Source organism: Streptomyces griseiscabiei (genome assembly GCF_020010925.1).
Lineage (GTDB): Bacteria > Actinomycetota > Actinomycetes > Streptomycetales > Streptomycetaceae > Streptomyces > Streptomyces griseiscabiei.
Genome location: NZ_JAGJBZ010000001.1, coordinates 150,440 through 162,612, shown reverse-complemented (window position 1 = coordinate 162,612; position 12,173 = coordinate 150,440). Strand labels below are relative to the sequence as shown.

Sequence of the window (12,173 nt, the reverse complement as noted above, 5' to 3'; positions counted from 1 at the left end):
TCCGACCCCCTTGTGAGAGAGCCGATATGCCCACACTCGAACGTCACGACAACGTCTTCGTCCTCGACCTCGGAGACGGCGAGAACCGCTTCCACCCCGACTGGCTCGCCGCCGTCGGCGCCGCCCTGGACGAGGTGGAGAAGGCGGACGGCCCCCGGGCCCTGGTCACCGCCGCGACGGGCAAGTTCTACTCCAACGGCCTCGACCTGGACTGGCTGTTCGCCCACGCCGACCAGTACCAGGACTACGTCGATTCCGTCCACGGACTGTTCGCCCGGACGCTGTCGCTGCCGTTGATCACCGTGGCCGCGCTGCAGGGCCACACCTTCGCCGCCGGCGCGATGTTCTCCCTGGCCCACGACTTCCGCGTCATGCGCGCCGACCGCGGCTACTGGTGCCTGCCCGAGGCGGACATCAACATCCCCTTCACCCCCGGCATGGCCGCCCTGATCCAGGCCCGGCTGGCTCCGCAGACCGCGCACCGGGCCATGGTCACCGCCCACCGCTACGGCGGCGCCGACGCCGCTGCCGCCGGCATCGTCGACCACGCGGTCGCCGAGGACGCCGTCCGCGCGACCGCCGTCGAACTCGCCCAGGCCCAGGTGAACAAGGCCGGTGACACCCTCGGCACCATCAAGGCCCGCATGTACGCGCCCGCCCTGACCGTCCTGCGCGACCCCGTGGGCCCCCTCGGCTGACGGCACACGAGGGGGAGCGGCATCAGGGGTACCGTGAAGATCTGACATAGGGCGCGACTCCGAGAGAAGGCCGGAGTGTGATGCCGTGCCTCACCGACGCACCGCTTCGTCCATCGACACCGGGGAGCTGCTGCGGAAGCTGGAGGATCTGACCGGGCGGGTCCTGGACCGGGTCACGTTCCAGCAGGCCCGCGTCGAGCTGGCCACCGAGCTGCAGCGGCAGGTGCTCGCCGCCCGGCTGCCGGTCCTGCCCTCCCTGCACGCCGCGGGACGGTACGCGCCCGCGCGGGTGGGACTGGACATCGGGGGCGACTGGTACGACGGCTTCCCCATGTCGGACGGCTCGGTGGGATTCGCGATCGGGGACGTGCAGGGTCACGATGTCGAGGCGGCGGCACTCATGGGGCAGGTGCGTATCTGTCTGCGCGCCGTCGCGACCGCCACCACCGATCCGGCTGACGTGCTCCGACGTACCAACGACCTGCTCGTCGCCATGGACTCCGGACTCTTCGTGACCTGCTCCTTCCTCCGCTTCGACCCGGTCACGGGCGAACTCGCCGAGGCCCGCGCCGGACATGTCCCCGCCGTGTGGGCCGACGCCGACGGCCGCTGCGACATCGTGCTGAGCGACGGTGGTCTGCCGCTGGGCATCCAGTCCGGCGAGACCTACCCGTCGACCCGCCGTCCGCTGACCGGCGTGGGCGTGGTCGTGCTGCTCACCGACGGGGTCGTGGAAGGCCCTGGCCACCCGATCGAGGAAGGTCTCACACGCGTGGCCTCGCTCGCCCGCGACGCCTGCCGTGGCGATCCTGACGAGCTGGCCGGGAGAATAGTCGAGGTGGCGGGTCGCACCGGCCACCGCGACGATGCCGCGGTCCTCGTCCTCCGCCACGGAGGGCTTCGGGGACAGCGGCAGGACGAAGGGTGAGCGGCATGCTCAGCCCGTACGACGACGGGGTCGCGGGCCCCGTCCGCGCTCGCCGCCGAGGCGGCCGGGGATGACCGACGCGGCCCGCGGGCAGCGGCTCCGGCCGTACGTCACCGAGGGTCTGCGGCTGGCTGCCGTCGTGGGCGCCTACTACGTCAGCGGGCGGATCGGGCTCCAGCAGGAGCTGGTGCGCGGGCAGGTCACGTCGTTCTGGCCGCCCACCGGCATCGCGCTCGTCGCCCTGCTGCTGTGGGGACCGCGTGTGTGGCCGGGGATCGCGCTCGGAGCGTTCCTGGTGAACGTGGAACTCGGACCGTCGATCCTTCCCGTGCTCGCCATCACGGTCGGCAACACGCTCGCCCCGGTGTGCGCCTGCCTTCTCCTGCGGCGTGTGCGCTTCCGTACCGCCCTCGACCGGCTGCGGGACGCGCTGGCGCTGGTCTTCCTCGGGGCCCTCGGCGGAATGCTGGTCAGCGCCACGGTCGGCACGGGCGCGCTGACGGTCTCCGGCGCGCTGGCGGCCCACGAGTTCTGGCCCACCTGGGCGGTGTGGTGGACGGGCGACGCGATGGGAGTGCTGGTGATCGCGCCGTTCCTGCTGGCCGTACGGACCGCACGCCTGCCCCGCGGTGTACCCGCTCTGCGCTGGGCCGAGGCGGTCGCCCTGCTGGGCGGGACGACGGCGGTCACCATGGTGGCCACCCACAGCACGGTCAACCTTCTCTTCCTCGTAGGGCCCTTCCTGATCTGGGCGGCCTTCCGCTTCCAGCTGGCCGGAGCCGCGCCCTGCGCGCTGATCGCCTCCGTGATCGCCGTCGGCGCGGGGTCCGCCGGGGTGGGTCCCTTCGCCGGTCACGATCTCCTCGCCCAGATGGTCATCCTGCAGACCTTCAACGGCACCGTGTCACTGACCGCGCTCGTGCTCTCGGCGTTCATCACCGAGCGCAAACGCACACTCCGGGAGATCGGGGAGGCCTGCGAGCGCCTGACCGAGGCGCTGTCCCGGCTCGCCCCGGAAGAACCCCTCGACCCGTGGCGGTCCCGGCCGCCGCACCCCGATCACCGCAACGGACACCGTCGTCCGTAGCGTCAGCGCTGGGCGGCGGAGAAGGCCAGGACGGGGTCGGCGCCGTCGTGTCCCCAGGGGAAGGGGGTGACGATGCCGGCGATGGCGCGGAAGACCGGGGCGGCGCGGGCCGGTTCTCTGGCGGCGCAGAGGGCGTAGGCCAGCAGGTTGAGGTCGGCGACGGCCGCCGCGTACGGCAGGTGGCCCGGCTCGGGCCAGGAGGCCTGTGCCGTTTCCAGGAACCTGGTGGCTTCGTACCCGCTCCAGAGGCGGTCGGCCGTGAGCGCCTGGACACCGCCCTTGGACCGGGCGGTGTGGTAGCGGTCGATCAACGGCAGCAGCGGGAGGCCGGCTGTCGGTGCCGTGGGCGGTGCCGTGGCCCTCACCTGGTCGACGAAGTCCATGGCCTGGGAGAGGGAGCCGCATTCCCGGGGCGAGAGGTAGCCGTACATCTGCAGATGAGCCTCGCGGTGCCACGGGTCTCGTGCGACGATCTCCCGCCAGACGGGGAAGACCTCCGTGCGCGGCCTGCGCCACTGGCGGAGCAGCCCGAGACGTACCACCCACGGGCCGGGGTCGTAGGGGTCGAGGCGGGCCGCCGCCGCGCAGGACCGGAAGGCCTGCTCGAACTCGTCGTGGGACAAGGGTGTGCGTGTGCCGCGGGACAGGGTTCCCCAGGCCGACAGGGTGTGTGCCTCGGGGCGGTCGGGACACAGCTCGGCCCAGGAGCGCTGGGTGCTCGGGCGGGTCACGGCGGCCAGGGCGGCCAGCCGATGGGCCCGGCGGTCCCAGTCGCGGCCGGTGTTCCCGAGAAGCCGCTCGATGATCGGGGCGGCGAGGGTTCGTGAGGTGCCCCTGCCGGTGAGTCGCCGGCATGCGCGGCCCAGTTCGGTGTCGTCGAGTTCCGGGGCGAGGCGCGGTGCCGGCTTTCTGCCCAGGCCGAGGATCATGACCGTTCACCCTCTTCGTGGGGCGTCTCGTGGGGTCGGCGTGCGTGCGGGGCGGTCCCGTGTTCCGGCCCGCGAGCCGGGGCCGGGACCGCCGCCGTGCGCACGTCAGGTGGCGTCGACGTCGGTGGTGGCGAGCTTGGCGTAGACGTCGGGCCGGGCGCGGCGGATGCGTGCGGCGAGGGCCATGCCGGCCAGGAACACCGCCGGGGTGAGCGCGACCAGTGTCCAGTTGACGGTCGCGTCGGCGCCGGTGAACAGGTCCAGGCGCTTGCAGACCAGCACGGTGACGGCGGTGAGCAGGACACCGGCCGCGGCGGGCGCGAACAGGGTGCGTGTCCGTCCCTCGCCGTGCTCGGCGGGGTTGCGGCGGAAGAAGGCCACCACGGCGAAGGCCGCCAGTGCCTGCAGGACGAGGATGCCGACCACACCGGGGGTGTTCACCCACAGGAAGAACTTGGTGTACGGGTCGACGCCGATGACGGCGAAGACGGCGACGACCACGACGGCCAGGCCGCTCTGGGCGATACCGGCCACCCACGGCGAGCCGTGCCGGGGGTGCACGCGGCCCAGCGCCGCGGGGGCGACCCGCTCGGCGGACAGGGCGTACAGGTAGCGGGTGATGGCGTTGTGGAAGGCGAGGAGGGCGGCGAGCACACTGCTGACGATCAGGACGCGCTGTACGTCGGTCGCCCAGCCGCCGACGTACTGGGTCATGGCGGTGAAGAACATCTCCGCCGGGTTCTGCGCGGCGACGGCGACGGCCTGGTCGCTGCCGAACGCCTGCACGATGATCCAGGCGATGAAGGCGTAGAAGAGGCCGAGGAAGCCGATCGCGAGATAGGTGGCGCGGGGCACGGTGCGGTCGGGGTGGCGGGCCTCCTCGCGGTAGATGGCGGTGGCCTCGAAGCCGATGAACGCGGCGACGGCGAGACCGAGCGGTCCGCTCATCCCCGAGACGAAGACGTTCGAGGGGGCGAAGGAGTCGAGGCTCAGCCCGTTCGCGCCGCCCTTGACCAGGACCGCGCCGGCGAGCAGCACCAGGATGGCGGTCTCCGCGATCAGCAGCGCGGCCAGGACCTTGGCGCCGAGGTTGATGGAGCGGAAGCCCAGGAACCAGACGACGGCGATCCCGGCGAAGGCGTACACCGGCCAGGGCAGGTCGACACCGAGGATGTCGTTGGCGGTGGTGGAGGCGAAGAAGCCGAAGGCGCCGAACATGCCGATCTGGAGGGAGTTGTACGAGAACACCGCGAGGAAGGCCGCCCCCAGCCCCGCCGGACGTCCGAGACCTCGGGCGATGTACGAGTAGAAGGCACCGGCGTTGCGGATGTACGGCGTCATCGCGGTGAAGCCGACCGCGAAGAGGACCAGCAGCACACCGACGGCGAGATAGGCGACCGGGGCGCCGATGCCGCCGAAGAGGATGGCGAGGGGTGCGACGCCGGCCATCACCGTGAGCGGGGCGGCCGCGGCGACGACGAAGAAGACGATGTCGGTCACGCCGAGGCTGCCGCGCTGGAGGTGGTGGCTCTGATCGCTCCCGGCGGCCGGTGGGGACTGCTGGGGAGCGGTGGGGACGAGTGGCTCGGTCATGGAGGTCTCCGCGTGGTGTGGGTGGTCGAGGAGCGGGCGGATGTCCGGGAGACGCGGACCGGTCGTGACGACGACGTGGGTCTATCGTCTCCCGGCGCGCATGCTGTGGGGAGTGGCGGCATCGTGGGTACGCCTGCCGGCGAGCCAGGTGCCGAGGACGGGGAGGTTCGCGAGATCACGGGGGGCGGTCCCGGCCGGGTCGGCGGCTAGATGCACCAGGTCGGCGCGCATTCCGGGGCGCAGTACGCCCCATTCCTTCTCCTCGAACGCCTGGTGGGCGCATCCCGCGGAGTAGGCGGCGAGGGCGGTGTCGATGTCTATCCGCTCCTCGGGGAGCCAGCCGCCCTCGGGAACACCCTCGGGCGTCTGGCGGGTGACAGCGGTGGCGATGCCCCGCAGGGGTTCATGGGCGGTGACCGGCCAGTCACTGCCGAAGGAGAGCCGGGCGCCGGAGGCGAGCAGGGCGGCGATCTGGTACTGCCGCCCGCCGCGGTCCGGGCCGATCCTCGGCAGGGTCAGCTCGGTCATGAGGGGGTCGGGCTGGGCCCACAGCGGCTGGAGGTTGGCGACCACGCCGAGTGCGGCGAACCGGGCCAGGTCGGTGGGGTGGATGAGCTGGGCGTGGGCGATGACCGGACGGCGGTCGCGGGCGCCGCCCGCACGGGCGGCGGCCTCGATCGCGTCCAGGGCGTCCCGGACTCCGCCGTCGCCGATGGCGTGGAGGTGCGCGCGGAAGCCGAGAGCGTCGACGGCGGTGACGGCCTCGGCGAGTTCCTCGGGGGACCAGTTGGCGATGCCGTGCGAGTGCGGGCAGTCGGTGTAGGGCTCCAGGAGGGCGGCGGTGCCGGCCTCGATGACGCCGTCGGTGAAGAACTTCACGCTCCGCGCGGTCAGCAGCCCGGGAGCGGAGCTCTCCACCCTGTCCCGGTCCGCCGCGAACCGCAGGACGCGCTCGCGCCAGCCGTCGGGTTGCAGGACGAAGGCGAGGTCGGCCCGTAGCGGAAGTCCCGGCTCGGTGGTCGCGGCGGTGACCCAGACGTCGGCCTGGTGCGGTTCGACCCAGGCGTCCTGCACCCAGGTCACGCCGGCCGCGGCGAACCGGGCGGCGGCCTCGCGCAGCGCCGCCACCTGCGCCTCGTGGGACGCCGTGGGGACGAGGGAGAGCACCGGGCCGAGGGCACCGAACTCGCGCAAGGTGCCCAGCGGCTCGGCGGATCCGTCGCGGCGCAGGATCTCCCCGCCCGCCGGATCCGGGGTCGCGGCGGTGTACCCGGCCCGGCGCAGCGCCTCGCTGTTCACCCAGGCGGTGTGGTGGTCCATGGTGCGCAGGACGACGGGACGGTCGGGTACGGCGGCGTCCAGCCACCGGGCGTCGAACCGGCCGTCGGGGGCGAGCCACGGGTCGAAGCCGTCACCGGTGATCCACTCCGTCTCCGGGTGTTCGGCGGCCCAGCCCCGTACGGTCTCGACGATCTCCTCGACGCTTCCGCGGTCCCGGACCGGAACCCCGGCCAGCCCCAGTCCTCCCATCACCGGGTGCGCGTGTCCGTCGCCGAAGGCCGGCAGCAGCGCCCCGCCGGCCAGGTCGACGACGGTGGTACGCGGTCCCCGGGCGGCCAGCGCCTGTGCGCCGAGGGCGGTGATCCTGCCGCCGGTGACGGCGAGGGCGTCGTGGGCGGGGGCGTCCGATGCCCCGGTCCGGACGGTCCCTCCGGTGAAGACGATGTCGGCGTGCATGGCGTGTGGCGGTGCCTTTCCTTCGGCCGACCACCTAACTGAAAGGTGTTCGGTTTCCGGTAATGTAGGCGCCGCCCAGGCGACTGGGAAGAGTTTTACTGAATGCCATTCGGTAACGTCTGGGTTACGACAGACGAGGACGAGGAGCCACCGTGGGACGGCCGCGCACACCCCTGCTGGACCGTCGGCGCATCGGTGCCGCGGCACTGCGCCTGGCCGACGAGAAAGGCGCGCTCTCCATCCCGGCCCTGGCCAGAGCGCTGGGCGTCGCCCCGTCCGCGCTGTACCACCACGTCGCCGGCCGCGACGACATCATCTCGCTGATGCGCGAGGAACTGGCCCTGACGACCGGAGACGACCAGGACTGGTCACAGCCCTGGGAGAAGGCCCTGGAAGGCTGGGCCCGCTCCTACCTCGCCGCCTTCGCCGCCCACCCCGGGGCGGTACCCCTGCTCGCCACCGCGCCGCTGGCCGAACCCTTCATGCACGCCATGTACGAGAAGGTCGCGGAGCTGCTCCTGGACGCCGGTTTCGCCACGCATGAGGTCATGCCGCTGATCACCGCACTGGAGAGCTTCGTCCTCGGTTCCGCCCTCGACCTGGTGGCGCCGCCCGTGATGGTCCCCGACGTCGCCCGCGACACGACCCCGCATCTCAGCGCCGTACTCGACCGGACCCCCGCCGACAGCAGCCGCGCCACCCTCGCCTTCGACCTCGGGCTGCGGGCCCTGCTCACCGGATTCCGCGACCTGCTGCGCCGCTGACCTGTGCCGTGACCGCGCTGCCAGGGGCCACTGTGGTCAATGACGGCGAAGTACGGCGATGTCGTTGCCGAAGCCGACCAGGAGCTGTCCCCGCGGGGTGACGGCCACCGCGCCGACGTTCTGCGGGAAGACGAGTTCGTCGGTGACAGCGGCCCTCTCGCCGCTGAGGTCCCACACCCGTACCTGGCGCGGGGCCGCGACCACCGCGACCGGGCGGCCGTCCATCCTGCCGGCGGCGAACCCGGTCACTCTGCCCGTCGGACCGAGCGGGCCCTCCTCAACCTCCCGCCCGGTGTCCAGGTCACGGAACCGGAGGGCGGGCACGGCGTAGGCGGAGAACGACACGGCGTACGTACGGCCGTTGACCGGCAGCGACGGCGCGAAACGGTCGTCACCGAGCATCGGCTCGCTCATCCCCGCGGGCCGGGAGCCGTCGGCGAGTTCCTCGCCGGCGGCCAGGTCCCACACCCGTTCGTACTCGTCGTAGCCGCTGTCGTGGGCGGTCACGGCGTAGGGGCGGCCGTCGATCAGTGTCGTGTGCACCTGCGTCACGCCGTCGTATTCCTCCGTGTCGGTGGACAGCGGCGGGCGGACGGGGCAGCCGGTGGCCAGGTCCCACAGACGCAAGGTCTCGTCATAGCTGCCGGTGACCGCCACCGGCCGGTCGTCGAGCACCGTCGTCGTCGCGGCGGTCACGGTCGCGCTGTGGCCCGGGGCTCGTGGGCCGACCGGTTCGGCGGCGGACAGGGCCCACACCACGCCGGCGTCGGCGACGACATAGCAGTGGTCGCCGAGGGCGGTCGTCTCCACCGTCTGCGCCTCGGCGGGGATCCGGCCGGTCTGCCGGAGCGGGTCGACGCTCCACACGCCGATCGTGTCCAGCGGCGTCCCCACGTACGGGTTGCAGCCGACGGTGAGCACATGAGGGCGTCCGCCGATCGTCGCCGCCGCCGTCAGCCGCAGCTCGCCGTCCTCGCCCTGGCCCGCGCCGATCCGTTCGCAGGTGGCGAGGTCCCACACTTCGACCTTGCCGAGAAAGCTCCCGGTGACCACGTGAGGCCGGCCGTCGAGCGTCACGACCGCCCATGACAGCAGATCGTCACTGTCGGTCTCCAGCTCACCGACCAGTGTCCGGGTGGTCAGGTCCCACACGGCCACCCTCTTCTCGTCACCGCCGAGGACGTAGGGCCTGCCGTGGACCGTGACCGAGTCCAGGTGGTACATCGCCGGGCCGCACGTGCCGTCGGTCGGCAGCACGCCGAGCGGTTCGCCGGTGGAAGGGTCGAGAACCCGCGGCAGGTTCCCGGGTCCGTCGCAGCTGACCTCGACCGTCCGGCCGTCGACCACGGCCGTCGTCGCCGTGCCGCGTGCGGAACCGGTGAGGGGGGCCCGGGCGACCTCCTCGCCCGTGGCCAGGTCGCACAGGCGCAAGGCGCCGTCAACGCGGGTGATCGTGGCCGGTCGGCCGTCGACCGCCACGACCGGCGGCGGCCAGTCGCCGACGTCGTCGTGGAGGTGGCCGAGATGGCCGAGGAATCCGGGGTGGACCTGCGATCCGGTGGCCCACTCCACCCGCCACCGCAGGCTCGGTACGCCCGGTATCTCGACGGCGGCGATGCGATCGGACAGGTCCCGGCTCCCGTAGCGGGCCGCGTCCACCGACAGGATCTGCCTCCGGGCAGCCGCGCCGGCGTCATGGTGCGCACCCGCCGACGCACGGTACACCGCCGCCGCGAGGCGCCCCTCGGGTGCCGACGCCAGATCCAGCAGCGCGACCACCCGCTCCGGATCCGCGGTCACCAGGTATCCGGGATCCGCCAGCAACTCATCCGCCAGGCCAGGATCGCCGCCCTGCCCGCCACCCCGAAGATCACCAGACATGACCGGCACTGTAGTTGTGCCCGCGGCTCCTTCTCGCTTGCGGAAACCCTCCCAAGCGGGTCCCCGTAGCGAGTTACGTAGTTCCACGTACTCGCACTCGTGCTCCGTCGCGAAGGCGCGGGAGCAGGCGCGGGAGACCGGGTTCACCCCAAGAAGTCCTCGATCAGTTCGGGCGGGTTGGAGGCCTTGGTGGCCTCTTCCTCCCAGCCCGGGCAGTCCATGTCGAACACGACCACGGGCAGCGGGCGGCCGAAGATCCTCCGGAGGGTGCCGCTCGCGTGGAGATGGCGGGCGAGGTCGACAACGGCGTCCTGGAAGTGGCGTTCGAGGAGGCGGGACTTGGCGCGGAGCTCATCGTCCGCCAGCATCCGGGTGAGATCGAAGTCGCCGTCGTACCAGATGCCGAGCTCCCGGGCCTCCTCCTCGTGGAGCGGGCCGCCGGCCGGGTCCTCGGGGACGTTCCCGAGCCTGTCGAAGCCGTCGAGGATCCAGAAGGCATAGTTCCAGCGCACCTCCCAGGGATCGGAATCACCCCGGCGCATCGCTTCCTCGTACCGGCTCTCGGTGTTGTAGCCGATCTCCACGTACGGGTGGCGGTTGTCGGCGTCGAGGCGCCAGACATTGAAAGCCAGGACGTATATCTCGCCCTTCAGTCGGTCGGGGACGCGCTCCAGGAGGCCGGTGGCGGACTGCCGGAGATGCGTCCGGAAAGTCTTCCGTTCCATCACGGCGACAGCGTCTCACCCACCCGCGGCGAAGGCCCCGCCGTGTCCGGTGACCGGGCGGTGCTCAGCTCGGTCGGGCGCCGCGAGCCCGGTCAGGTCCCAGACCCGTACGGTCCTGTCGTTGCCGCCGGTGACGGCGACGGGTCGGCCGTCCAGCACGGCAGTCGCCGCTCCCCAGACCATGCCCCGGTGCCCCTTCAGGGGCTCACCGATCGGCCGGCCGGTGACCGGGTCCCAGATCCGTACCGTGCCGTCCGCGGTGCCGGCCAGGGCGACGGGACGGCTCCCCACCACTGTTGTCGTCAGCGAGCCCACCGCGGAGTGCACGTCCAGGGGTTCGGCTGCGGGCTGACCGGTGGCCAGGTCCCATACGCGTACCGTTGCGTCGGAGTCGCCCGTGACGGCGACGGCCTGACCGTCGATCACGGCTGTCGCAGCGGCGCGCACCTCGTCGGTGTGGCCTGTCAGAGGCTCACCGATCTGAGTCCGGTCGGTCAGGTCCCACACCCGTACGGTGGTGTCGTTGCTGCCCGTGACGGCGACGGGCCGGCCGTCCACCACGGCTGTCGCCACCGCCTCCACCCAGTCGGTGTGGCCAGCCAGGGGCTCACCGATCTGATTCCCGCCGGCCAGGTCCCACATCCGTACCGCGCCGTCGGCATGACCCGTGACGGCAACAGGGCGTCCGTCCACCGCAGTTGTCGTCGCCGCCGCGCACATGTGGCCGACGGCGTGGTCCAGCGGTTCGGCCATGTGCAGGCCCGTGGTCAGGTCCCACAGGTGTATGCGCGTGCTTCCGCCACCGGACAGGGCGACGGGACGACCGTCGACCGTGGCCGTGGCAACCGCCCACACTTCGCCGTCGTGAACCAGGCCGTTGTGGCCGACCAGGGGACCGCCCACGGGTCGGCCGTCGGCGAGGTCCCAGATGCGGACCGTCTCGTCGTGGCCGCCGGTGACGGCGACAGGACGGCCGTCCACCACGGCGGTCGCCAGCGACCAGACGCCGTGTTCGTGGCCGGTCAGGGTGGACCGAAGTCGGGAGGGCAGGTCAGCGCCCGGGCCGTCGGACATGGACGAGATGATAGAGCTGCCATTTTCGCGGCCGAAGCCGCCCGGACCCACCCGGAAGTTCCCGCCCCGGCTCCTCTCGACGGTCCTCGCCCCCGGCCGTACCACGCCACGGCCGGCGCCCGGCCGACATGGCCGGCGCCGCCCGGAGTGATCTCACAGGTAGTCGAAGAAGCGGTCCCACCAGGTCCGGACGACGGAGGAGCCGAGCTTGCCGACGCCGTCGTATCGGGCCCGGAGCAGATGCTCGGAGACGGCCGTGTAGCCGAGCGCTTCGAGTTCGTCCTCGATGCGGCGACGGTCGGCGGTCTCGAAGAGGATGCTCTCCTCGTCCTCGTCGTAGCTGCCGGGGTTGCCCAGGGCCACCGCTGTCAGGTTCCCGAAGTTGCTGACGGTCACGGTGATGCGCTCTCCACTGGCCGCCGCGGTGTCGGGGATGACGATCGTCCCGTGGTGGCTGGCATCCTGGACGCCCCGGTCGACGCTGCAGATGCACCGGAATCGCCGGTCCAGGCGGATCGCGAGCCGGTCGAACCTCGCTCGCGCGGCGGCATGATCGTATCCGCGTGGGAATTCCAGGTGGTCCGGGTCGTCGAGTTGACGGAGCAGATCCCGAGCGGGTCGGTCGTCGAGGGGCACGTACGTCTTCTCCCGGGCAGCAGGAGAACAACTTAACTCCCTCCTGATGACCGGCCGGTAGTACGTACCGCGATTACGTGGTTCCCCGGATGCGTCGCCCCAGGTCGCCGGGCTTGACTCG

The 12,173-nt window shown here is 72.1% G+C and carries 11 protein-coding genes; 4 read left to right on the top strand and 7 right to left on the bottom strand.

The features are described from left to right. Positions 1 to 26: 26 nt before the first annotated feature. The 3 genes from J8M51_RS00625 to J8M51_RS00615 all read left to right on the top strand — a co-directional run bounded on the left by J8M51_RS00625 (position 27) and on the right by J8M51_RS00615 (position 2,713). The gene (locus J8M51_RS00625; RefSeq protein WP_086754859.1) at positions 27 to 698 is read left to right on the top strand and encodes an enoyl-CoA hydratase-related protein; all 672 of its coding nucleotides are present in this window, start codon (positions 27 to 29) and stop codon (positions 696 to 698) included. An 85-nt stretch (positions 699 to 783) separates the two neighbouring features. Further along, positions 784 to 1,626, top strand: coding sequence for a PP2C family protein-serine/threonine phosphatase (locus J8M51_RS00620; protein WP_086754860.1), 843 nt, complete (start codon positions 784 to 786; stop codon positions 1,624 to 1,626). Positions 1,627 to 1,696: 70 nt separating this feature from the next. Further along, a complete protein-coding gene (locus tag J8M51_RS00615) occupies positions 1,697 to 2,713 on the top strand; it encodes an MASE1 domain-containing protein (protein ID WP_086754861.1) in 1,017 nt (338 codons plus the stop codon). 2 nt (positions 2,714 to 2,715) lie between these two features. Here J8M51_RS00615 and J8M51_RS00610 read toward each other — a convergent pair whose 3' ends face one another. From J8M51_RS00610 to J8M51_RS00600, 3 genes are all read right to left on the bottom strand, one after another. Continuing rightward, a complete protein-coding gene (locus J8M51_RS00610; RefSeq protein ID WP_086754862.1) occupies positions 2,716 to 3,642 on the bottom strand; it encodes a hypothetical protein in 927 nt (308 codons plus the stop codon). A 105-nt stretch (positions 3,643 to 3,747) separates the two neighbouring features. Next, a complete protein-coding gene (locus tag J8M51_RS00605; RefSeq protein WP_086754863.1) occupies positions 3,748 to 5,235 on the bottom strand; it encodes an APC family permease in 1,488 nt (495 codons plus the stop codon). 81 nt (positions 5,236 to 5,316) lie between these two features. Further along, positions 5,317 to 6,972 (bottom strand): amidohydrolase, encoded by a 1,656-nt coding sequence (locus tag J8M51_RS00600; RefSeq protein WP_086754864.1) that lies wholly within the window; start codon positions 6,970 to 6,972, stop codon positions 5,317 to 5,319. A 152-nt stretch (positions 6,973 to 7,124) separates the two neighbouring features. Here J8M51_RS00600 and J8M51_RS00595 point away from each other — a divergent pair, with 152 nt between their 5' ends. After that, positions 7,125 to 7,736, top strand: a complete 612-nt coding sequence (locus J8M51_RS00595; RefSeq protein WP_086754865.1) for a TetR/AcrR family transcriptional regulator — start codon at positions 7,125 to 7,127, stop codon at positions 7,734 to 7,736. Positions 7,737 to 7,772: 36 nt separating this feature from the next. Here the strand turns inward: J8M51_RS00595 and J8M51_RS00590 are convergent, their stop codons facing one another. The 4 genes from J8M51_RS00590 to J8M51_RS00575 form a co-directional block, all read right to left on the bottom strand. Beyond that, positions 7,773 to 9,617: a WD40 repeat domain-containing protein gene (locus tag J8M51_RS00590; RefSeq protein WP_143673132.1), complete on the bottom strand. Its 1,845-nt coding sequence runs from the start codon at positions 9,615 to 9,617 to the stop codon at positions 7,773 to 7,775. A gap of 143 nt (positions 9,618 to 9,760) precedes the next feature. Then, the gene (locus J8M51_RS00585) at positions 9,761 to 10,342 is read right to left on the bottom strand and encodes a hypothetical protein (protein ID WP_086754867.1); all 582 of its coding nucleotides are present in this window, start codon (positions 10,340 to 10,342) and stop codon (positions 9,761 to 9,763) included. A 15-nt stretch (positions 10,343 to 10,357) separates the two neighbouring features. Beyond that, positions 10,358 to 11,416: a WD40 repeat domain-containing protein gene (locus J8M51_RS00580; protein WP_086754868.1), complete on the bottom strand. Its 1,059-nt coding sequence runs from the start codon at positions 11,414 to 11,416 to the stop codon at positions 10,358 to 10,360. 153 nt (positions 11,417 to 11,569) lie between these two features. Next, positions 11,570 to 12,052 (bottom strand): hypothetical protein, encoded by a 483-nt coding sequence (locus tag J8M51_RS00575; RefSeq protein ID WP_086754869.1) that lies wholly within the window; start codon positions 12,050 to 12,052, stop codon positions 11,570 to 11,572. Positions 12,053 to 12,173: the final 121 nt, after the last annotated feature.

What these genes read in the sequence shown, in the direction of transcription:
- J8M51_RS00610 (WP_086754862.1), bottom strand. Translation starts at nt 3,642, where the DNA reads ATGATCCTCGGCCTGGGCAGAAAGCCGGCACCGCGCCTCGCCCCGGAA.
- J8M51_RS00580 (WP_086754868.1), bottom strand. Translation starts at nt 11,416, where the DNA reads ATGTCCGACGGCCCGGGCGCTGACCTGCCCTCCCGACTTCGGTCCACC.
- J8M51_RS00625 (WP_086754859.1), top strand. Translation starts at nt 27, where the DNA reads ATGCCCACACTCGAACGTCACGACAACGTCTTCGTCCTCGACCTCGGA.
- J8M51_RS00585 (WP_086754867.1), bottom strand. Translation starts at nt 10,342, where the DNA reads ATGGAACGGAAGACTTTCCGGACGCATCTCCGGCAGTCCGCCACCGGC.
- J8M51_RS00615 (WP_086754861.1), top strand. Translation starts at nt 1,697, where the DNA reads ATGACCGACGCGGCCCGCGGGCAGCGGCTCCGGCCGTACGTCACCGAG.
- J8M51_RS00605 (WP_086754863.1), bottom strand. Translation starts at nt 5,235, where the DNA reads ATGACCGAGCCACTCGTCCCCACCGCTCCCCAGCAGTCCCCACCGGCC.
- J8M51_RS00590 (WP_143673132.1), bottom strand. Translation starts at nt 9,617, where the DNA reads ATGTCTGGTGATCTTCGGGGTGGCGGGCAGGGCGGCGATCCTGGCCTG.
- J8M51_RS00600 (WP_086754864.1), bottom strand. Translation starts at nt 6,972, where the DNA reads ATGCACGCCGACATCGTCTTCACCGGAGGGACCGTCCGGACCGGGGCA.